This window comes from Limnohabitans sp. INBF003 (assembly GCF_055396645.1).
In genome coordinates, this window is sequence record NZ_AP029222.1 from 2,643,551 (window position 1) to 2,664,879 (window position 21,329).

Genomic DNA, 21,329 nt, shown 5'->3' on the forward strand with positions numbered 1-21,329 from the left:
AAGCACATTTGGCACTATTTTTCCGCATTGATTGGGGAATAAATTTAAACCATTGAGTTATATTCTTGAAAAATTTAGTTGACTCGAAAATACGCTCTGGACGCTAGCAAACTAAAAAATGCAACAAATTGAAAGGCCGCCACATGCGGCTTTTTGCGTTTTTGCTGTCGAAATTACTTGAATTTTCGGAAGAATTCTTATGACAAATATGCCTAACTACAGCCGATTTCACACTCATGAACTCAAGGACAGGTTGAGGGCACTTGACCCGCAAACAGATCAAGAAGAAATTCAGGAAATTCAGATGTGGATCGATAAGGGCGGCTACCAATTCCCAACATCGATTTCAACAAACACCAATAATGTTGGGCATTCCATCAGACGCAAGGCAATCAATACAAAGTTTCACAGTCCCAAATTCGTTGGGTGGCTGGTTGCGCTGCTGGTGGTCATGCTGCTGAACATCTATGGCTTACTGGCCATGCATCTGAGCTTTGCATTGCTCCCCATCACGATCCAAGCAGCTATCCTTTATGGTTTGTACAAAGCTCACCCCATGACCAAAACACTGGTTAAAACTTGGGCGGGGGTGATGTTCATTGGTGGCCTTTTTGGTTTGATAGCCGACTTCATGCGTGACGATGTGTTGACGAACTTGGCAATTACCAACATTGCTTATGTCGTGATCAGCACATACGTCTGGAAAAAAAGCGAACGATCAATGGAAGTCATTTACGCTGAAATAGATCCTTCAAGTTGAACTTTGATCCAGCAAGAAGCTGCAGTTCATGGTTGCAGCACCACCAACTTGGAAACCACGAGCGATAATTGCACCTTTACACAGCCTCTGGATCTACACCATGAACCGCTGCACTCTGGCCCTTTTCGGGCGTGCTTTGCTTTGCCTTGACTTCATCACCTCCGTGAATTCCGTGGAGGCCGCATGAGCAAGAAGGTCTTCATCAAAACCTTTGGCTGCCAGATGAACGAGTACGACTCGGACAAGATGGCCGATGTGCTGGGCGCGGCCCAGGGCTATGAGCCCACGCAAGACGTGGACGAGGCCGATCTGATTTTGTTCAACACCTGCTCGGTGCGCGAGAAGGCGCAAGAAAAAGTGTTCAGCGATCTGGGCCGGGTGCAGCACCTGAAAGCCAAGGGCGTGCTGATCGGCGTGGGTGGCTGCGTGGCCAGCCAGGAAGGTGCCGAGATCATCAAGCGTGCGCCTTATGTGGACGTGGTGTTTGGCCCGCAGACCCTGCACCGCTTGCCCGAGATGCTGGCCGAGCGCGAGCGCAAGCAGCGCCCGCAGGTGGACATCAGCTTCCCCGAGATTGAAAAGTTCGACCACCTGCCGCCCGCCAAGGTAGAAGGCGCTACGGCCTTTGTGTCGATCATGGAAGGTTGCAGCAAATACTGCAGCTATTGCGTGGTGCCCTACACCCGGGGCGAAGAGGTGTCGCGGCCCTTTGACGATGTGCTGGTCGAGGTGGCCGGGCTGGCTGCGCAGGGCGTGAAAGAGATCACGCTGCTGGGCCAGAACGTGAACGCTTACCGGGGCAAGATGGGTGGCACGTCAGACATTGCCGACTTTGCGCTGCTGATCGAGTACGTGGCCGACATGCCGGGCATCGAGCGCATCCGCTACGTGACCAGCCATCCCAACGAGTTCACCCAGCGCCTGATCGACGCTTACGAGAAGATTCCCAAACTGGTGAGCCACCTGCACCTGCCGGTGCAGCACGGTTCGGACCGCATCCTGATGGCCATGAAGCGCGGCTACACCGCCATGGAATATAAGAGCACGATCCGCAAGCTGCGGGCGATCCGGCCCGACATGTCGCTCAGCAGCGATTTCATCGTGGGCTTCCCGGGCGAGACCGAGGACGATTTCAACAAGATGATGAAGCTGATCACCGATGTGGGTTTTGACACCAGCTTCAGTTTCATCTTCAGCCCCCGCCCCGGCACGCCTGCGGCCAACCTGCACGATGACACGCCGCACGAAGTCAAGCTGCGCCGCCTGCACCACCTGCAAGCGACCATCGAAGAGAACGTGCAGCGCATTGGCGAAAGCCGCGTGGGCACGGTGCAGCGCATCCTGGTGGAGCGCCCTTCACGCAAGGACGCGACCGAGCTGGCCGGCCGCACCGAGTGCAACCGGGTGGTCAACTTCCCCGGCGGCCCGAACATGGACCGCCTGATCGGTCAGATGGCGGATGTGCGCATCACGCAAGGCCTGTCGCACTCGCTGCGCGGCGAGTTGCTGATCAAGGACTGAAGTGGGTGGGAGGCCGCCCCTGCGGCCGAATGCGTGCTGAGCCCATGCGGACATTCGCGAGCAGGGGCTCGCTCCTACATCGCCCCCTGAAATTCAGGATTCGCGGCCGACTTCGCGGATGTAGCGGCGGTAGTCGCCGTGCGGGATAGGCGCACACGCATCCACCGGGCGGTTGTACACATAGGTCTGCACGGGCTGGCCTTGCAACGGGCCACTGAGCACAGTCACTGCTTCGCGCCAGTATTGCGATGCACTGGGGTCACCGCGCACCATGCCTTCCACCACATCCAGCCGGGCCAGGTGCGCGTCATCCACTTCATAGACTTCACCTGTGACCAGACCATCACCCATGGACAAGTCCAGCAGCAAACCCGGAAAACGCCCCACATCGACCAAGCGGCCGGGCACTTGGGCAGCGCCCAGAAAGCGCGCACCGTGCATTTCGGCTTGCAATCGGAGTCCGGGCATCAGCGTGCCGTAAATGAAGAGAAGCGTCATGGGATGGTGCTCGGTGAAGATCAACGTGGCATGCCGGGAAAGCCCCCGCCGCCGCCCATCATGCCCTTCATGGCCCCCATGCGTTTCATCATCTTCATCATGCCGCCGCCGGACATTTTTTTCATCATGTCCTGCATTTGCTCAAACTCCTTGAGCATGCGGTTGACGTCTTGCACCTGAACGCCTGCACCCGCGGCAATGCGGCGCTTGCGGGTGGCTTTGATCAGCTCGGGCTTGCTGCGCTCTTTGGGCGTCATGCTGTGGATGATGCCTTGCTTGCGGCCAATGTCTTTTTCAACCTTGTCCATGTCCATCGCACCGGCTTTGGCGGCCATTTGCGATGGCAGTTTGTCCATCAAGCTCGACAAGCCTCCCATTTGTTTCATCTGCTGGATTTGCGCCAAAAAGTCGTTCAGGTCAAAGCCACCGCCGCTCTTGACCTTGGCGGCCAGCTTTTGCGCGGCCTCCATGTCCACGCCAGCGGTGACCTGTTCGACCAGCGCCACGATGTCGCCCATGCCCAAGATGCGGCCGGCGTGGCGCTCGGCGTCGAACACTTCCAACCCGTCAATCTTCTCGCTGGTACCTGCAAACTTGATGGGCACGCCCGTGATCTGGCGCACCGACAGCGCAGCACCACCGCGTGAATCACCATCCAGCTTGGTCAGCACAATGCCCGTCAAAGGCAAAGCATCGCTGAAGGCCTTGGCGGTGTTGGCCGCGTCCTGGCCTTGCATGGCATCGACCACGAACAGGGTCTCCACGGGTTTCAGCTCAGCATGCAGGCCCTTGATTTCGGCCATCAAGGCTTCGTCTATGGCCAGACGGCCAGCGGTGTCGACCAGCAGCACATCAAAGAAGTGTTTGCGGGCGTAGTCAATCGCAGCGCGGGCGATGTCAATCGGTTTTTGGTCGGGCGTGCTGGGGAACCATTCGGCCCCGGCCTGAGCCGTGACGGTCTTGAGCTGCTCGATGGCGGCAGGGCGGTACACGTCGCCCGAGACCGTGAGCACTTTCTTTTTGCGCTTTTCAATCAGATGCTTGGCCAGCTTGGCGGTGGTGGTGGTTTTACCGGCACCTTGCAAGCCCGCCATCAAGATCACAGCGGGGGGCTGTGCAGCCAGGTTGATGTCCGAAACACCCTCGCCCATGGTGGCAGCCAGTTCACGGTTGACCACACCGACCAAGGCTTGGCCGGGCTTGAGCGAGCCCATGACCTCTTGGCCCAGGGCTTTGTCTTTCACGCGGGCGATGAAGTCGCGCACCACGGGCAGGGCCACGTCGGCTTCCAGCAAGGCCATGCGCACTTCGCGCAGCATGTCGGCCACGTTCGATTCGGTGATGCGGGCCTGTCCGCTGAGGGTCTTGACGAGGCGCGAGAGTTTGTCGGTCAGGGCGGAGGCCATGGGGGAATCCAGAAATAACCGGTTAACCGTGGTGGTGAAGCCCCTGTGGCTGCACCTGAAAGGCTAAACTCGGACCCATGATTTTAGCGAGTCCCCCATTTTGGATGCTGCCTGCCACCGCGCTGGCCGCGCTGGCCTACGGGTTTCCAGCGCTGGCGGCCGGACGGCTGAATGACACCCAGGCGCGCCGCCTGCTCTGGCTGGCTTGGGTCGCCCACGGTGTGGCTTTGCTGAGCCTGTTGACAGGCCCTGTTCATTTCGGGTTTGCCCCCGCGATCTCCGTGACGGCTTGGCTGGTCGTGACCGCCTACATGGTGGAGAGCCAGTTTTTCCCGCAATTCAAAGCGCGTTGGGCCATGGGGGGCTTGGGCAGCATCGCCGTCGTGCTGGCCTGGTTTTTCCCGGGCACCCCGCTTTCGTCACAGGCATCGGCCTGGTTGCCACTGCACTGGGCATTGGGCTTGTCGGCCTACGGCATGTTTGCCGCCGCCGTGGTGCACGCCTGGATGATGACGCGTGCCGAGCACGACATCCGGCTGGCGCACGAGGCCGACAGTGGTGTGCCGCTGCTGACGCTGGAGCGACTGACTTTCAGGTTCGTCTCAGCGGGTTTTGCGCTGCTGACAGCCACCTTGGTGGCGGGCGTTTTGTTTGGTGATGCGCTTTACGGCCAAGGACAAGGCCACTGGCGCTGGGACCACAAAACCATTTTTGCCCTGCTGTCGTGGCTGACCTTTGCCGTCTTGTTGATTGGCCGCAGCCAATGGGGTTGGCGTGGTCGCCGTGCGGTGCGGGTGCTTTACATCGGTGCGGGCCTGTTGCTGCTGTCTTATGCAGGCTCCCGGTTTGTGCTGGAAGTTTTGCTGGGGCGCATGGGATGAAATACCTGTTTTTGTTGCTGGTGGTTTTGGTGGTGATCTGGGCCCTCAAGCGCGGACGGGCCGCCAACCAGCCCAAGCCCCCCCAGGCGCCTGAAGCACAGACACCGTCCGAGATGGTCAGTTGCGCGCATTGCGGCATCCATTTGCCTCAAGAAGAAGCGGTCATGGGGCAAAAGGGCCTTTACTGCAGCACCGAGCACCGGACCGCGGCTCAAGACCGCAACCCAAGCTGAGCACCTCAGCGGCCATGTCTGTGCCCGTGTCCCGAAAAATGTCGGCACCACCTTGGCTGCAGGGCTGGCATCCCCAAGCGCAACGGCTTAAGTCGCCCAACTTCGGGCCACGACCAAGGAATGCCTGCATTGACCTGATCGTGATCCACTCGATCAGCCTGCCGCCAGGACAATACGGTGGAGACGCTGTGCAGCAGCTGTTCACCAACCAGCTCGATTGGGATGCCCACCCCTACTTTCAGACCATCCGGGGGCTGGAAGTTTCATCGCACTTCTACATTCGCCGCGATGGCTCGCTGTGGCAGTTTGTCAGCTGCGATGACCGCGCCTGGCATGCGGGGCAATCTCAATACCGTGGGCGGCCCAATTGCAACGACGACTCGATCGGTATTGAACTTGAAGGCCTCGAGGGCGATCTCTTTGAAGACGCCCAATACCGGTGCCTGGCCGATCTTTGCCAGGACTTGAGAGGGCACTACCCCATCGCGCACATCGCAGGGCATGAACACATTGCGCCCGGCAGGAAACAGGACCCCGGCCCAGGTTTCGACTGGGCACATCTCAAAAAACTGTTGGTTTTACCGCCTCAGGTTTTTCCCTGACGGGGACATGCAGCGCACGTCGCGCAAAAATATTTTGCTCCGCCACAGACCGCTTAAATCACGGCTCGATTTTGAAAAGCGATATCGCAGAGTCATCGCAATGCAGGCCAATCAAGGTTTTTTGAGTACAAGTCGCCGGTAAGCCGCGCCAGGCTTGAAACAACAGATCGCCAGGTCTTGGCAGAAGGCTGCTCGAGACGCTTTTTCAGCAAGTGAAAAGTGCCGCCAAACGCCACTGGGCATCAATTTATTTACCCCTCTGCAGCCAGAGTGGCAAAACAGGCCGGTACACTACCTGTAGTGGCTTGTCATGACGCCGGACACCAGATATAGTGTCTCTTACAAATTCTCACAATTGAGTTTGACGCCAGTTCAAGCGCCAAATTCCAGACTCAACGATCACCTAAAAATCAAAGAAATGACCATGCAAACAGATCTGAACATCACCTCATCATCTGCCGGCCAGATGCGCCAGCCAGAAGCAGCTCACGGCAGCACGCCAGCCTTGCAGGCGCTCGCGCACTACCAGATCATTCGCCGCAATGGCGCTGTTGTCTCTTTTGAGCCCAACAAGATCGCGGTGGCCTTGATGAAAGCCTTTTTGGCTGTGCATGGCACACAAGGCGCAGCGTCTGCCAGCGTTCGCGAAGTGGTCGAAGAACTCACCCAAAACGTGGTCCGCGCGCTGGTTCGCTCACGTCCCGGCGGTGGCACCTTCCACATTGAAGACGTGCAAGACCAGGTTGAATTGGGCTTGATGCGCAGCAGCAACCACGAAGTCGCACGTGCTTATGTGCTGTACCGCGAGCGTCGCACCCAAGAACGCGCCCAACAGCAACAGCAAGCTGCCCCCGCAGCTTCTTCTGAGCCTCGTCTGCATGTGATCGATGGCGGCCAGCGCATCGCCTTGGATCTGGACTACCTGAAATCATTGATGGTCAATGCCTGTGCAGGCCTTGGCAAAGACGTCAGTCCGGAACCCATCGTGGCCGAGACCATGCGCAACCTGTATGACGGCGTGCCCATGGAAGAGGTTTACAAAGCGTCCATCCTGGCTTCGCGCACCTTGATCGAGAAGGATCCGGACTACACCTATGTGACTGCCCGCCTGTTGATGCACACCATTGCCAAAGAAATTCTGGGCAAAGAAGTGACACAGGACCAGATGGCTGCGGAGTACATCAACTACTTCCCGCAATTCATCAAAAAGGGCGTGGACAACGACCTGCTCGACGAAAAACTGCTGCAGTTCGATCTGCAAAAGCTGGCCTCGGCACTCAAGCCCGAACGCGATCTTCAGTTTGACTACCTCGGTTTGCAAACCCTGTATGACCGCTATTTCCTGCACGTGCGCAAGCAACGCATCGAGATGCCGCAAGCCTTCTTCATGCGCGTGGCCATGGGCCTGTCGCTCAACGAAATCAACCGCGAAGCCCGCGCCATCGAGTTCTACGAGATCCTGTCTTCGTTTGACTTCATGTCCTCCACGCCCACGCTGTTCAACAGCGGCACATTGCGTTCGCAGCTGTCCAGCTGCTACCTGACCACCGTGCCCGACGACCTGGACGGCATTTATGAGTCGATCAAGGAAAACGCCTTGCTGTCCAAATTTGCGGGCGGCCTGGGCAACGACTGGACCCGTGTGCGCGCCATGGGCTCGCACATCAAGGGCACCAACGGCGAATCGCAAGGCGTGGTGCCTTTCCTCAAGGTGGTCAACGACACGGCTGTGGCCGTGAACCAGGGCGGCAAGCGCAAGGGCGCGGTCTGCACCTACCTAGAAACCTGGCACTTGGACATCGAAGAATTCCTGGAACTGCGTAAGAACACGGGCGACGACCGCCGCCGCACGCACGACATGAACACCGCGAACTGGATTCCCGACCTGTTCATGCGCCGGGTCATGGAAAAAGGCAGCTGGACCTTGTTCTCGCCATCCGATGTGCCCGACCTGCACGACCTGTTCGGTCTGGCCTTCGAAAAAGCCTATGTGGCCTACGAACAAAAAGCCGAACGCGGTGAAATCAAACCCAGCAAGACCATTCCTGCCACCGACCTGTGGCGCAAGATGCTCTCGATGCTGTTTGAAACCGGTCACCCATGGATCACCTTCAAAGACCCATGCAATGTCCGCTCGCCTCAGCAGCACGTCGGTGTGGTGCACTCGTCCAACCTGTGCACCGAGATCACGCTCAACACCAGCGACACCGAAACCGCCGTTTGTAACCTGGGCTCGGTCAACCTGTCGCGCCACCTCAAAGACAGCGCCACCGGCAAAGTCATTGACCACGACAAGCTGAAGAAAACCATCACGATCGCCATGCGCATGCTGGACAACGTAATCGACATCAACTACTACGCCGTCAAAAAGGCCCGCGATTCCAACATGCGCCACCGACCCGTCGGTCTGGGCTTGATGGGCTTCCAGGATTCGCTGTACGAAATGCGCATCCCCTACGCCTCACAAGCGGCTGTGGAATTTGCTGACCAGTCGATGGAAGCGATTTGCTACTACGCCTATTGGGCATCGACCGAACTGGCCAAAGAACGCGGCCAATACGCCACCTACAAAGGCTCGCTGTGGGACCAAGGCATCTTGCCTCTGGACACACTCAACCTGCTGGAGCGCGAACGCGGTGGTTATGTCGAAGTCGACCGCTCATCCACGCTGGATTGGGACACGCTGCGCAACAAGATCGCAGCTGACGGCATGCGCAACTCCAACTGTGTGGCCATTGCCCCCACGGCCACCATCTCAAACATCATTGGCGTGGACGCTTCGATTGAGCCTTGCTTTGGCAACCTGTCGGTCAAGTCCAACTTGTCCGGCGAGTTCACCGTGATCAACGGCTACTTGGTGCGTGACCTGAAGCGCCTGGGTCTGTGGGATGACGTGATGGTCATGGACCTGAAGCACTTCGACGGCTCGCTGCGCCCGATCGATCGCGTGCCCCAAGAAGTGAAGGCACTTTACGCAACTGCATTTGAAGTCGAAACCACCTGGCTGGTCGAAGCCGCTGCACGCCGTCAGAAATGGATTGATCAAGCGCAGTCGCTCAACATCTACATGGCGGGTGCGTCAGGCAAGAAGCTCGATGACACGTACAAACTGGCTTGGTTGCGTGGTCTCAAAACCACTTACTACCTGCGCACATCCAGCGCCACGCAAGTGGAAAAATCAACGGTGCAAGCAGGCTCACACAACGCAGTCTCTTCATCGGGTGCGCCATCTTCAAGCATGGGTGCAATGGAGGCGGCGGCAGTGCCTGCACAAGCGCCAATGAATGCGATGCCGGCAACTGACGTCAAGTTTTCCGCGATCGACGACCAAGGTTGTGAAGCTTGCCAGTGATTTGAAAAACATTGCACTTGGCTGTGATAAGCCAAGTGCGATGCAATTGAACAACACTTCACGGTTGCGCAGATCGAAAAAGTGCATCGCTTCTTTGAATTTCGCGCGCTTGCTTTCATAATTTGAGAACTGGAATTTTTTATGTTGTCCTGGGACGATCAAGTCAAATCCGCACCGCAGCCTGCGATGCCCTCTTTTCCCGGCGCTGATGCAACGACAGCGTCTGCCGCCGCATCCCCAACAGCCAGCCCACGCCGCATGAATGCGGCAGACAAACGCATCATCAACGGCCAGACCGACGTCAACCAACTGGTCCCCTTCAAATACAAATGGGCTTGGGAAAAATACCTGGCCACCTGCGCCAACCATTGGATGCCGCAGGAAGTGAACATGAACCGCGACATCGCCTTGTGGAAAGACCCCAACGGTCTGACCGAAGACGAGCGCCGCATCGTCAAGCGCAATCTCGGCTTTTTCGTCACCGCTGACTCGTTGGCTGCCAACAACATCGTGCTGGGCACCTACCGCCACATCACGGCCCCTGAGTGCCGTCAGTTCTTGTTGCGTCAGGCCTTCGAAGAAGCCATCCACACCCACGCTTACCAATACATTGTGGAATCGCTGGGTCTGGATGAGTCGGAAATCTTCAACGCCTACAACGAAGTCCAGTCCATCCGCGACAAGGACGAGTTCCTGATCCCGTTCATCAATGTGATCATGGACCCGAACTTCCACACTGGCACGCTGCAAACCGACCAAACGCTGCTCAAGTCGTTGATCGTCTTCGCCTGCCTGATGGAAGGCCTCTTCTTCTATGTGGGCTTCACGCAAATTCTGGCACTGGGTCGTCAAAACAAGATGACCGGTGCTGCCGAGCAGTACCAGTACATCCTGCGCGACGAATCGATGCATTGCAACTTCGGCATCGACCTGATCAACACCGTCAAGCTTGAAAATCCACAGCTGTGGACCGCCGAATTCAAGGCCGAAATCAAGGAGCTGTTCCTCAAAGCGGTCGAGCTCGAATACCGTTATGCCGAAGACACCATGCCGCGCGGCGTGCTGGGCATGAACGCATCCATGTTCAAAGGCTATTTGCGCTACATCGCCAACCGCCGTGCCACTCAGATCGGCCTGGAAGCCTTGTTCCCGAACGAGGAAAATCCATTTCCCTGGATGAGCGAGATGATTGACCTGAAAAAAGAACGCAACTTCTTTGAAACCCGGGTCATCGAATACCAATCCGGTGGGGCTTTGTCCTGGGACTGATCTTCTGAACACCCCTTCAATGCAACCCCTTTTCAAGCCACAGTTCGCAACGCCTTCGGGTGTTGGGCGCTGTGGCTTTCCCGCGTTCATGGTGTTGGGGGTTTCCTCAGCACCATGGATCGCTTTGTGCAATCCAACAAGCACCAAGCGTTCCCTTTCCGTTGAGTTCTCAACTTGATCAAGGAGAAAATCATGGCAACTGCAAAAAAAGTAGCGGCAAAAAAAGCTGCTCCCGCAAAGAAGGCCGCTGTGGCCAAGAAACCTGCTGCTAAAAAAGTAGCCGCAGCCAAGAAACCCGCCGCTAAAAAAGCAGCTCCAGCTAAGAAAGCCGTCGCGGCCAAAAAGCCAGCTGCCAAAAAAGTAGCAGCGAAGAAGCCAGCAGCTAAAAAAGCAGCTCCAGCCAAAAAAGCTGTTGCCGCTAAGAAGCCAGCTGCCAAAAAAGTAGCAGCAAAGAAGCCAGCAGCTAAAAAAGCAGCTCCAGCCAAAAAAGCTGTTGCCGCTAAAAAGCCAGCAGCTAAAAAAGCCGCAGCCAAAAAGCCAGCAGCCAAAAAAGCCGCTCCAGCTAAAAAAGCAGCCGCCAAGAAAACTGCTGCTAAAAAGCCAGCCGCCAAAAAGCCGGCTGTGAAAAAGGCTGCTAAAAAACCTGCTGCAAAGAAGGCATCTAAAGCACCCGCTGCCCCCGCTGCACAGACAACACTGAATCCACAAGCTGCATGGCCGTTTCCTTCGGCCGCCAAGCCCTGATTCAAAAGTTAGACGCAAGTAGCGCTAAAGCCCGACACCGGCAACGGTGTTGGGCTTTTTTGTGGGCGATCTGCAGGGCGTGCGAGGGTACCCGTGACGGGTCAAGGGTAAAAACTGAGCAACCGGTAGCCCGATGGCATAAGCCCATCTTCAGGCATGAGGTGCAATTGACCATCCCACGTTTGCCCGGCGGCCAATGACACCGGCGCACCCAACTCGGCAACAGGCACCACACGACGCACCAAAGCTTTGTCTTGCGCGTTCAAAAGCGTCAACTCCAAAGCAGGTGTCTGCAGCGTTTGCGATGTGGCATTGCGCCAAGACCAACGGAGAAAAAAGCCCCCCTCTTCACGCGGCGTCAAGCTGGAGTTCTCAATCACGATGCCATCGCGCACCTGCAGCGGAGAAATTGCACAGCCCCATGTGCGGCAAACGGCCTGCCAAATTTTTGCGACGCCGGGTTCGGCTGCGACCAACGCATGGCGCTCGATCCAAAACCATTGAAACGCAAGTGCCAACAACAAGGCCAGCACGCTCAACTTGGGCAACCAGTAAGATCGCTTCAAGGCTGTGGGCGCGTTCTGCTCAGGGTGACCTGCGTCTGGCTGGGGATGCACTTTTTCGCCAAGGCCACCCAGCATCGATTCGTTGTGCAGGGGCGTCAAAGGCTCAGGCTTGAAGGTCGCAAGCGCTTCTTCAAATGCGGACACGGCCGTATCAGGCTGAACCGAAGGCTCGGATCGGTCTTCTTGCTTGAGCAATTCATCAATGACCAGCCGCTCAGCACTGCCAACAGAATCAGCTGTCTCACGTTCGATCAGGACCGGCCATGCCACCACCAAACCCGTGCTGTCAAAGGCATGCTGGCATTGTCCGCAGCGCAACCAACCTTGGGCAATCTTGAGCTGGTCAGGCACCAGCGTGTAGATCGTGGCGCATTCAGGGCAGCGGACAATCCGGGTCATGCGGTGGCAAGGGTCATGGTCAGCGCCTTTGCCTGCAGGTCAAGGCAAGGCAGCGGCAGATTGGGCAGTCATCAGGATCCAGCCATCTTCGCTGTCAGCGACTTCCAACTGAGTCCAGGGGGCATAAGCGGCCTTGAGTTCATCGGCTTGCCGCTCCAGAATGCCGGCAAGCACCAATGAGCCGCCAGATGCCACATAAGAGCACAGCAATGGGGCGAGCACTTTGAGCGGTGTCGCCAAAATATTGGCCAGCACCGTCTGGTATTGACCCTTGGCCTTGTCAGGCAAGCCCGCCAGCAACTGGACATGGTTGGCCTCGGCGTTCAGTTCGGTCGACGTGACCGCCGCATCGTCAATGTCCACCGCATCAATGGATGATGCGCCGTACTTGGCCGCACCGATGGCCAAAATGCCCGAGCCGCAACCGTAATCCAGCACGCGTTGACCCTGTACGCCGTGCTGGGCAATCCAGCGCAGGCACATGCGGGTGGTCGAGTGCGTGCCCGTACCGAAAGCCAAACCGGGATCGAGCCGGATGATCTGCTTGGCCTGTGCTGGTGGCTCATGCCAAGTTGGGACGATCCAGAAATCAGGGGTAATTTCTACCGGTGCAAACTGCGATTGGGTCAAACGAACCCAGTCTTGATCTGCCACAGCCTGAACACCCAAAATACGACAGCCCTCAAAAAAGTCCTGCGCAGACAACAGCGCAAGCGCCTCTTGCGCCTGGGCTTCTTGCGCAAACAAAGCCACCATGCGCGAACGCTGCCAGCCGTCTTTGGGAGGCGGCATGCCGGGCTCGCCAAACAAGGCCTGCTCTGCAGGGGTCTGGGCATCGGCGTCTTCGACCGACACACTCAAGGCATCCAAGGCATCGAGCGCATCGCTCAGGACATCAACCCGGTCTTCGGGGCACAGCAAGCTCAGTTCAAACATACGGTCTCAGCGTTTGTGCTGGCTCAGCCAGTGTTCCAGATAATGGATGTTGGTGCCGCCTTGCATGAACTTGGCGTCCACCATCAGCTCGCGGTGCAGCGGGACGTTGGTGTTGATGCCTTCGATCACCGTCTCATTCAGGGCTGTCTGCATACGGACCAAGGCCTGCTCGCGGGTATCGCCGTGAACAATCAGCTTGCCAATCATCGAGTCGTAGTTCGGCGGCACGAAGTAGTTGTTGTAAACATGTGAGTCCACCCGCACACCCGGCCCACCAGGCATGTGCCAAGACGTCACACGACCAGGCGAGGGGGTGAACTTGAACGGGTCTTCGGCGTTGATGCGGCATTCGATGGCATGACCACGAATTTCGATTTGTCTTTGCGTGAATGGCAGTTTCTCGCCCGCAGCGACCATGATCTGCGTCTTCACGATGTCCACACCCGTCACCCATTCGGTCACGGGGTGCTCGACCTGCACGCGGGTGTTCATTTCAATGAAATAAAACTCGCCGTTTTCGTACAAAAACTCGAAAGTTCCGGCGCCACGGTAATTGATCTTCTTGCAAGCGGCGACACAACGCTCACCGATTTTCTCAATCAGTTTGCGGGGAATGCCTGGTGCTGGCGCTTCTTCGATCACTTTTTGGTGACGGCGCTGCATGGAGCAATCGCGCTCACCCAGATAGACCGCATTCTTATGCTTGTCGGCCAGGATCTGGATTTCGATGTGACGCGGGTTCTGCAGGAATTTTTCCATGTAGACCGCCGGATTGCCGAACGCAGCACCCGCTTCGGCCTTGGTCATCTGCACCGCATTGATCAGGGCTGCTTCGGTGTGCACCACGCGCATGCCGCGGCCGCCGCCACCACCTGCAGCCTTGATGATCACGGGATAACCCACCGATTTGGCAATGCGGCGAATCTGGACCGGGTCGTCGGGCAATTCGCCCTCAGAGCCGGGGACGCAGGGCACGCCCGCGCGGATCATGGCCTGCTTGGCCGACACCTTGTCACCCATGATGCGAATGGAGTCGGGCGTAGGACCAATGAACTGGAAACCGCTTTTCTCGACGCGCTCGGCAAAGTCGGCGTTTTCACTCAAAAAACCGTAGCCAGGGTGAATCGCCTCGGCATCGGTCACCTCAGCTGCCGAAATGATGGCCGGCATATTGAGGTAGCTGAGCGGAGAAGCCGCGGGGCCAATGCACACCGCTTCTTCGGCCAACTTCACGTATTTCGCGTCTTTGTCGGCCTCGGAGTACACCATGACCGCTTTGACACCCAACTCTCGGCATGCGCGCTGGATTCGCAAAGCGATCTCACCGCGGTTGGCCACCAGGATTTTCTTGAACATGAAATCCCCGTTTGCTTATTCGACGATGAACAAAGGCTGACCGTATTCCACCGCCTGGCCGTTTTCACACAGGATCTGCGTGACGGTGCCAGACTTGTCGGACTCGATCTCGTTGAGGATCTTCATGGCTTCGATGATGCACAGGGTGTCACCCTCCTTCACCACAGAGCCGATCTGCACGAAAGGCGCAGCGCCTGGACTGGACGAGCGGTAAAACGTGCCCACCATCGGTGATTTGACGGCATGACCAGCAGGCGCGACAGGGGCTGCTGGTGCTTCTGCGACCGCAGGAGCGGCCACGGGTGCGCTGACCATGGCGACGGGAGCCGCCTGCTGCATGACCATTGGCGCAGCAACGCCCATGCTTTTGACAATGCGAACCTTGCCTTCTGCCTCGGTGATTTCCAGTTCAGAAACATTCGAATCAGACACCAGATCAATCAGTGTTTTGAGTTTGCGCAAATCCATAGATCCTCCATCGCGTTGAGCACATGTAATGGATCGAATTTACACCAATTTTCAGTAAAACACCCCGAAACTGCAGCTATTCAAGACGATAGAAGCCGAAATTCAGCGCAATTTGGTCAATTCACTTGTCAAAAACAGAAACAATGAAGCTTTCGGCCAACTCAAACAGCCGCAACATGCCATTGAACCAAATCATCCCGACTCAATTGACCCATCTTTTGTCGCCAAATACTGCCATCTGCTTTGAAAAATACAGTAAATGGCAAACCACCTGCTGCATTGCCCAGAGATTTGGCCAACTCTGTGCCCGCCAACCCCGCCATACCGACCGGAAAACCAAGGGGTTGACGGCCCAGAAAACGCCGCACCGCGCTGGGTTGGTCAATGGCCAAAGCAAGCACTTGGTGACCATTGATGGCATGTTCACGCCAAAAAGCATCAATCATCGGCAATTCATCGACACACGGAGGGCACCAGGTGGCCCAAAAGTTCAGCAGCAAAGGTTTGCCATGGAAGGCCGACATGTGCAATCCCTCACCCGAAGGGGTTTCGAACTGTTCTGACCAGACCGGGTGTCGGCTCGCATCGACAACCGCTTTGGGCTCAAAACGCCACAAAGCCAAGCCCATGCCAGCCACGGCAGCCGCTGCGCCAGCACCCAAAATCACGTTGCGCCGTGAGGCACCAGAGCTTTGATGTTCCATGTCCAGATTGTCTTTCATGCCGCCAACAGGCGCTCCAAAGCGGCCAAATCCCCTCGGGGCGAGCGGCCTTGCGCATCGGGCAGCAAGGCCCCGCGCAAATCGTCCAGATCGTAAATGCGCAGGTGCACACCCACATCTTCGTTCAACGGTGCGCAAAAGCTGTGCAAACTCAGCACATCCACATCATCACCGTGCAAGCCCCGCACAGTCTGGACTTCGTAACGCTGGTTTTGGTTGATCAAGGCGATCTCGGCCGATTTGGGATCGTCACAAAACAAGGCCAGGTCAATGTCGCACAGGCGTGTGGCCCAGCCCTGCCAGACCGCGCCGCCTAGGTGCGGGCGAAATTCGGCCAGCCGCTGCATCCAGACCTGCGCCAATTCACGCAAGGCCTGCAACTCGCCAGGTTGGGTGTCGCTGCAAAACAGGGCAATGTAATCACGCACCTCTGACTCGACCACGTCGTTGGTCGGCAAAGCGGTGCGGGCGGGCAAACCCAACTCTTTCAGCGCACGGTGCTTGGCTGGCCCAAAAGCCAACCCTTCTTCCACCACCAATCGGGCCGCTGTCGCAGCAATTTCGAGGGCAACATCGTTCATGGGTGTCGATTGTGCCCGGGCAGATGCTTGACACGTGCCTGCGCCACCTAAAATCCCCCCATGCATATTCATATTCTGGGCATTTGTGGCACCTTCATGGGTGGTTTGGCGGCACTGGCGCGAGAAGCCGGTCATCGGGTCACCGGCTGCGATGCCGGTGTTTATCCTCCCATGAGCGACCAGCTGCGGGCGCTGGGCATTGACCTGATCGAAGGCTTTGGTGCCGAACAGATGACCCTCAAGCCCGACATGTACGTGATCGGCAACGTCGTCAGCCGCGCCCGCTTGGCCGACGGCAGCCCCAAATTTCCGCTGATGGAAGCGATTCTGGAAGCCGGTGTCCCCTACACCAGCGGCCCGCAATGGCTGGCCGAGCATGTGTTGCAAGGCAAACATGTGCTGGCGGTGGCGGGCACCCACGGCAAAACCACCACCACCTCCATGCTCACCTGGGTGATGGAGCAGGCCGGTTTGCAGCCCGGCTTTCTGGTCGGTGGTGTGCCGCTGAATTTTGGCGTTTCAGCGCGGCTTGGCGGGGGGAAGTATTTCGTGATCGAAGCCGACGAATACGACACCGCCTTCTTCGACAAGCGCAGCAAATTTGTGCACTACCGTCCGCGCACGGCCATCCTGAACAACCTCGAATTCGACCACGCTGACATTTTTGACGACCTGGCCGCCATCGAGCGCCAGTTTCATCACCTGGTGCGCACCGTGCCTGGCTCGGGCCGGGTGGTGGTCAACGGCCTCGAAGAAAGCCTGACCCGCGTGTTGGCGCAAGGCTGCTGGAGCGAAGTGCGCAGCTTCGGCTCGACCGTGAGCGACTTTGTAGCCGAAGGCGAGCCTGCCAGCTTCAAGGTGCTGCAAGCCGGAAAACCGGTGGCCGAGGTGCAATGGGCGATTGGCGGCGTGCACAACCAGCTCAACGCGCTGGCCACCCTAGCCGCAGCCGAGCATGTGGGCGTGAGCCCGGCTGTGGCGGCGCAAGCCTTGGCCACATTTGAAAACGTCAAGCGCCGGATGGAAGTGCGCGGCACCGTCCCATTTGAAGAGGGGGGCATCACCGTCTACGACGACTTTGCCCACCACCCCACCGCCATCCGCACCACCGTCAACGGCCTGCGCCGCCAGGTGGGTGATGCCCGCATCCTGGCCATCTTCGAGCCCCGCAGCAACACCATGAAGCTCGGCACCATGAAAGCCCAGCTGCCCTGGAGCCTCGAAGAAGCCGATCTGGCGTTTTGCCACTCGGGCGGTCTGGACTGGGATGCTGTTGCAGCACTCAAGACCATGGGCACTCGAGCGCAAGTGGGTGCCAACATAGACGAAGTGATTGCCCAAGTGCTGGCGCAAGTACAACCCGGCGACCACCTGCTGTGCATGAGCAACGGCGGCTTTGGCGGGATTCACGCCAAATTGCTGGAAGCGCTGGCAAGGCGCTGACACTGTCTTTATCTGGGAGCGAGCATCTGCTCGCGAACATTGGCCTGAGCCAGTTCAAGCATTCGGCCGCAGGGGCGGCCTCCCACAAAGATGCAGCGTCAGGTGTTTCGTGGGAGCGCGCCCCTGCTCGCGAATCCATGCGTTCAGGCGATGCCCGCATTCGGCCGCAGGGGCGGCCTCCCACAAGAGGTTCAAATGCGGAGCCTGAATATCAACCCGCCCGACGCGCCTTCACCGCGTCCGACAGCACCTGCAGCACGCCCACGCTGTCATCCCAGCCGATGCAGGCGTCGGTGATGCTCTGGCCGTAAGTCAGCTTCGTCACGTCGTCCTTGCCGGGGGTGAACTTCTGGGCACCGTCCACGATGTGGCTTTCGACCATGACACCGAACACCTGGCGCGAGCCACCGCTGATCTGCGCCGCGATGTCCTTAGCCACATCGATCTGACGCTCGTGCTTTTTGCTGCTGTTGGCGTGGCTGCAATCCACCATCAAGGTGGCGGGCAGCTTAGCGGCTTCGAGTTCCTTGCAGGCGGCGGCCACGCTGTCTGCGTCGTAGTTGGGGGCTTTGCCGCCGCGCAAGATCACGTGGCAATCCTGATTGCCCTGGGTCTGCACGATGGCGACTTGGCCATTTTTGTGCACCGACAAGAAGTGGTGACCACGGGCTGCCGCCTGGATCGCGTCGGTCGCGATCTTGATGTTGCCGTCGGTGCCGTTCTTGAAGCCGATGGGCGCCGACAGGCCCGAAGCCAGCTCGCGGTGCACCTGGCTTTCGGTGGTGCGGGCACCGATGGCGCCCCAGCTGATCAGATCACCAATGTACTGGGGCGAGATCACGTCGAGGAACTCACTGCCTGCGGGCAGGCCCTGGCGGTTGATCTCGATCAGCAACTGGCGTGCGATGCGCAGGCCTTCGTCGATGCGGTAGCTCTCGTCGAGGTAGGGGTCGTTGATCAGGCCCTTCCAGCCCACGGTGGTGCGCGGTTTTTCGAAGTACACGCGCATCACGATCTCCAGCGTGTCGGCGTACTTTTCGCGCAGGGGCTTCAAGCGGCGGGCGTAGTCCAGCGCTGCGGCCGGGTCATGGATGGAGCAAGGGCCGATGATGACCAGCAGGCGGTCGTCCTTGCCATGCACGATGTTCTGGATGGCTTTGCGGGTGTTAGCGATCAGGCTTTCCGTCGCCGTGCCGGCGATCGGGAAGAACCGGATCAGGTGTTCTGGCGGAGGGAGCACGGTGATGTCCTTGATGCGTTCGTCGTCGGTCTGGCCGGTACGGTCAACAGCATTCGGATACCAAGCGTCTGGGGCGGTGGTTTTGGCGTTCATCGTGGACTCCTCAATTGAAAAAAGACAGGTGAAAAAAAACCGCCGGGCTTTGGGGCTCCGGCGGTGTGTGTCGAGATGTTCGGGTGCTTATGCGCTCGCCTCTCGTCCGCCGGGGACTGAGAACCAAAAATAAAAAAAGTAAAAAGCAGCGATGCGCGAAGACATGGATTCAATGTAGCACAGTTGGATGACAGTTCCTGACAGGGCGATCCGGGGACAAACCCGAAGGCTTCAAGTTCAGGCCGTGCCCCCAACCGTCAAGCCGTCGATGCGCAAGGTCGGCTGGCCCACGCCCACCGGCACGCTCTGGCCTTCCTTGCCGCAGGTGCCCACACCAGAGTCGAGCTTCATGTCGTTGCCGATCATGCTGATCTTCTTGAGCGACTCGGGGCCGCTGCCAATCAGCGTCGCGCCCTTCACAGGGTATTGGATCTTGCCGTTTTCCACCCAGTAAGCCTGGCTGGCCGAGAACACGAACTTGCCGCTGGTGATGTCCACCTGGCCACCCGCGAAGTTGGTGGCGTACAGGCCCTTTTTGATGCTGGCCACGATTTCTTCGGGGCTCTTGTCGCCACCCAGCATGTAGGTGTTGGTCATGCGCGGCATGGGCACATGGGCGTAGCTTTCGCGGCGGCCATTGCCCGTGGGCTTGACGCCCATCAGGCGGGCATTCATCGCATCCTGGATGTAGCCGCGCAAAATGCCGTCTTCGATCAGCACATTCTTCTGGCTGGCGTGGCCTTCGTCGTCCACGTTCAGCGAGCCCCGGCGGTCAGCGATGGTGCCGTCATCGAGCACCGTCACACCCTTGGCGGCCACGCGCTGGCCGATGCGGCCACTGAAGGCGCTCGAACCCTTGCGGTTGAAGTCGCCTTCCAGGCCATGGCCCACGGCCTCGTGCAGCAGCACACCGGGCCAGCCGTTGCCCAGCACCACCGTCATCTCGCCCGCAGGCGCAGGGCGTGCATCCAGGTTGATGAGCGCGGCCGACACGGCTTCCTGCACATAGCTCTCGACCATGGCGTCGTCAAAATAAGCCAGCCCAAAGCGGCCACCGCCGCCACTGCTGCCCACTTCACGGCGGCCGTTTTGCTCGGCGATCACCGTGACCGACAGGCGGATCAAGGGGCGCACATCGGCCGCCAGCGTGCCGTCGGCGCGGGCCACCAGCACCACGTCGTATTCGGTGGCCAGGCCCGCCATGACCTGCACCACGCGGGGGTCCTTGGCGCGGGCGATTTTTTCGACCTGCCCCAGCAGATTGACCTTGGCCGTGCTGTCGAGCGTGGACATCGGGTCCAGCGAGGGGTAGAGCGAACGGCTGGCCGAAATCTTGCGCGCAGGCACCTTGATGCGCTTGTTTTGCGCGACCGAAGCAATCGAGCGCACCGTCATGGCCGCGTCCATCAAGGAGGCTTGCGAGATGTCGTCCGAGTAGGCGAACGCAGTTTTTTCGCCCGACACGGCCCGCACGCCCACGCCCTGGTCGATGCTGAAACTGCCGGTCTTGACGATGCCCTCTTCGAGGCTCCAGCCTTCAGAACGGGTGTACTGGAAATACAGGTCGGCGTCATCGACCGCATGGGCCTTGATGGCGTTCAGCGCTTGGGTCAGGTGGGTTTCATCCAGTCCAAAAGGCTCCAGCAAGAGGGAGCGGGCGGTGGCCAGACGTTCGATGGTGGGTTCGCGTGAAATCATGGGAGCCATTGTAGGGACTGATCAAGCCCCTTGCCGGTGTGTTCTTTGGCACAGCGACAGGGTAAGCCGACAGCATCGGCACCACCGCGACCGATCAAGTCAGCCCATGAACCTTTAAATAGACGCCGAAAGCGAGAGGCAGCACACAGACGACCGCAAGAGGCGCTTGCTAAGTTTGACTTGGCTTTCACCACCCCAGGAGATTCTCATGACCAAAATCCCGTTCTTCAGTCTCATCGTCGCACTGTGCGCCAGCACCACGGCTTTCGCCGATCTCCAACTTGTGCAGGAAAAGCAGTGCCTGCAATGCCACGCGGTTGACAAGAACTTCATCGGCCCCTCATTCAAACGCATTGCCTTCCGATGGAATGGCAATCCGGTGGCTGAGAAAATGTTGATCTCCACCATCCGCAATGGCACCCGTGAAGGCGGTGGTCAGCATTGGAGTTCCACCACCAACATGCCGGATGCCTGGGAGCGCCCCATGGTCAGCGAGGAAGAGGCCAAAAAGATCTTCGTTTGGATCATGGTCCAGTAAAACCGGCCCCCTAATTGGGCCGG

20 protein-coding genes are annotated in these 21,329 nt (G+C 58.4%); 10 read left to right on the forward strand and 10 right to left on the reverse strand.

All coding sequences use genetic code 11. From position 1 onward, the window contains the following. Nucleotides 1-199: 199 nt before the first annotated feature. Complete coding sequence (locus tag ACZ5VE_RS12145; protein WP_464455414.1) at nucleotides 200-760, forward strand: hypothetical protein; 561 nt, start codon at nucleotides 200-202, stop codon at nucleotides 758-760. Nucleotides 761-943: 183 nt separating this feature from the next. Further along, nucleotides 944-2,281 carry a tRNA (N6-isopentenyl adenosine(37)-C2)-methylthiotransferase MiaB gene (miaB, locus tag ACZ5VE_RS12150; RefSeq protein WP_464455415.1) on the forward strand — a complete coding sequence of 446 codons (1,338 nt, stop codon included), beginning with the start codon at nucleotides 944-946 and terminating at the stop codon, nucleotides 2,279-2,281. A 93-nt stretch (nucleotides 2,282-2,374) separates the two neighbouring features. Here the strand turns inward: miaB and ACZ5VE_RS12155 are convergent, their stop codons facing one another. Continuing rightward, nucleotides 2,375-2,779: a gamma-glutamylcyclotransferase family protein gene (locus ACZ5VE_RS12155; RefSeq protein WP_464455416.1), complete on the reverse strand. Its 405-nt coding sequence runs from the start codon at nucleotides 2,777-2,779 to the stop codon at nucleotides 2,375-2,377. Nucleotides 2,780-2,799: 20 nt separating this feature from the next. Further along, a complete protein-coding gene (ffh, locus tag ACZ5VE_RS12160; RefSeq protein ID WP_464455417.1) occupies nucleotides 2,800-4,185 on the reverse strand; it encodes a signal recognition particle protein in 1,386 nt (461 codons plus the stop codon). A 77-nt stretch (nucleotides 4,186-4,262) separates the two neighbouring features. On the opposite strand from ffh, the gene ACZ5VE_RS12165 reads away from it, so the two are divergent. The 6 genes from ACZ5VE_RS12165 (at nucleotide 4,263) to ACZ5VE_RS12190 (ending at nucleotide 11,266) form a co-directional block, all read left to right on the forward strand. Continuing rightward, entirely contained in the window at nucleotides 4,263-5,066 is an 804-nt protein-coding gene (locus tag ACZ5VE_RS12165) for a cytochrome C assembly family protein (protein ID WP_464455418.1), read from the forward strand. Further along, nucleotides 5,063-5,299 carry a PP0621 family protein gene (locus ACZ5VE_RS12170; RefSeq protein WP_464455419.1) on the forward strand — a complete coding sequence of 79 codons (237 nt, stop codon included), beginning with the start codon at nucleotides 5,063-5,065 and terminating at the stop codon, nucleotides 5,297-5,299. The genes ACZ5VE_RS12165 and ACZ5VE_RS12170 overlap by 4 nt, the downstream gene beginning before the upstream one ends. 14 nt (nucleotides 5,300-5,313) lie before the next feature. Next, the gene (gene ampD, locus ACZ5VE_RS12175) at nucleotides 5,314-5,901 is read left to right on the forward strand and encodes a 1,6-anhydro-N-acetylmuramyl-L-alanine amidase AmpD (protein ID WP_464455420.1); all 588 of its coding nucleotides are present in this window, start codon (nucleotides 5,314-5,316) and stop codon (nucleotides 5,899-5,901) included. 466 nt (nucleotides 5,902-6,367) lie between these two features. After that, nucleotides 6,368-9,253: a ribonucleoside-diphosphate reductase subunit alpha gene (locus tag ACZ5VE_RS12180; protein ID WP_464457499.1), complete on the forward strand. Its 2,886-nt coding sequence runs from the start codon at nucleotides 6,368-6,370 to the stop codon at nucleotides 9,251-9,253. Between the two features lie 141 nt (nucleotides 9,254-9,394). Further along, nucleotides 9,395-10,522, forward strand: a complete 1,128-nt coding sequence (locus tag ACZ5VE_RS12185; RefSeq protein WP_464455421.1) for a ribonucleotide-diphosphate reductase subunit beta — start codon at nucleotides 9,395-9,397, stop codon at nucleotides 10,520-10,522. A gap of 192 nt (nucleotides 10,523-10,714) precedes the next feature. Further along, the gene (locus ACZ5VE_RS12190; protein ID WP_108312514.1) at nucleotides 10,715-11,266 is read left to right on the forward strand and encodes a histone H1-like repetitive region-containing protein; all 552 of its coding nucleotides are present in this window, start codon (nucleotides 10,715-10,717) and stop codon (nucleotides 11,264-11,266) included. Nucleotides 11,267-11,367: 101 nt separating this feature from the next. Here ACZ5VE_RS12190 and ACZ5VE_RS12195 read toward each other — a convergent pair whose 3' ends face one another. The 6 genes from ACZ5VE_RS12195 to ACZ5VE_RS12220 all read right to left on the reverse strand — a co-directional run bounded on the left by ACZ5VE_RS12195 (nucleotide 11,368) and on the right by ACZ5VE_RS12220 (nucleotide 16,294). Continuing rightward, nucleotides 11,368-12,231 (reverse strand): zinc-ribbon and DUF3426 domain-containing protein, encoded by an 864-nt coding sequence (locus tag ACZ5VE_RS12195; RefSeq protein ID WP_464455422.1) that lies wholly within the window; start codon nucleotides 12,229-12,231, stop codon nucleotides 11,368-11,370. Between the two features lie 39 nt (nucleotides 12,232-12,270). Continuing rightward, complete coding sequence (prmA, locus tag ACZ5VE_RS12200; protein ID WP_464455423.1) at nucleotides 12,271-13,167, reverse strand: 50S ribosomal protein L11 methyltransferase; 897 nt, start codon at nucleotides 13,165-13,167, stop codon at nucleotides 12,271-12,273. Nucleotides 13,168-13,173: 6 nt separating this feature from the next. Then, nucleotides 13,174-14,523, reverse strand: coding sequence for an acetyl-CoA carboxylase biotin carboxylase subunit (gene accC, locus ACZ5VE_RS12205; RefSeq protein ID WP_464455424.1), 1,350 nt, complete (start codon nucleotides 14,521-14,523; stop codon nucleotides 13,174-13,176). A 15-nt stretch (nucleotides 14,524-14,538) separates the two neighbouring features. Beyond that, the gene (accB, locus tag ACZ5VE_RS12210) at nucleotides 14,539-14,991 is read right to left on the reverse strand and encodes an acetyl-CoA carboxylase biotin carboxyl carrier protein (RefSeq protein WP_464455425.1); all 453 of its coding nucleotides are present in this window, start codon (nucleotides 14,989-14,991) and stop codon (nucleotides 14,539-14,541) included. A 161-nt stretch (nucleotides 14,992-15,152) separates the two neighbouring features. Beyond that, nucleotides 15,153-15,695, reverse strand: coding sequence for a TlpA disulfide reductase family protein (locus tag ACZ5VE_RS12215; protein WP_464455426.1), 543 nt, complete (start codon nucleotides 15,693-15,695; stop codon nucleotides 15,153-15,155). A 14-nt stretch (nucleotides 15,696-15,709) separates the two neighbouring features. After that, on the reverse strand, nucleotides 15,710-16,294 hold the full coding sequence (locus ACZ5VE_RS12220) for a hypothetical protein (protein ID WP_464455427.1): 585 nt from the start codon (nucleotides 16,292-16,294) through the stop codon (nucleotides 15,710-15,712). Nucleotides 16,295-16,354: 60 nt separating this feature from the next. On the opposite strand from ACZ5VE_RS12220, the gene mpl reads away from it, so the two are divergent. Further along, nucleotides 16,355-17,737, forward strand: a complete 1,383-nt coding sequence (gene mpl, locus ACZ5VE_RS12225; RefSeq protein WP_464455428.1) for a UDP-N-acetylmuramate:L-alanyl-gamma-D-glutamyl-meso-diaminopimelate ligase — start codon at nucleotides 16,355-16,357, stop codon at nucleotides 17,735-17,737. A gap of 211 nt (nucleotides 17,738-17,948) precedes the next feature. On the opposite strand, the gene ACZ5VE_RS12230 is transcribed toward mpl, so the two are convergent. Next, nucleotides 17,949-19,070 (reverse strand): 3-deoxy-7-phosphoheptulonate synthase, encoded by a 1,122-nt coding sequence (locus ACZ5VE_RS12230; protein ID WP_464455429.1) that lies wholly within the window; start codon nucleotides 19,068-19,070, stop codon nucleotides 17,949-17,951. Between the two features lie 237 nt (nucleotides 19,071-19,307). Continuing rightward, nucleotides 19,308-20,768, reverse strand: coding sequence for a metalloprotease TldD (tldD, locus tag ACZ5VE_RS12235; RefSeq protein WP_464455430.1), 1,461 nt, complete (start codon nucleotides 20,766-20,768; stop codon nucleotides 19,308-19,310). A gap of 208 nt (nucleotides 20,769-20,976) precedes the next feature. Between tldD and ACZ5VE_RS12240 the strand changes: the two genes are divergently transcribed. After that, complete coding sequence (locus tag ACZ5VE_RS12240) at nucleotides 20,977-21,306, forward strand: c-type cytochrome (protein ID WP_464455431.1); 330 nt, start codon at nucleotides 20,977-20,979, stop codon at nucleotides 21,304-21,306. The last annotated feature ends 23 nt before the right edge of the window (nucleotides 21,307-21,329 follow it).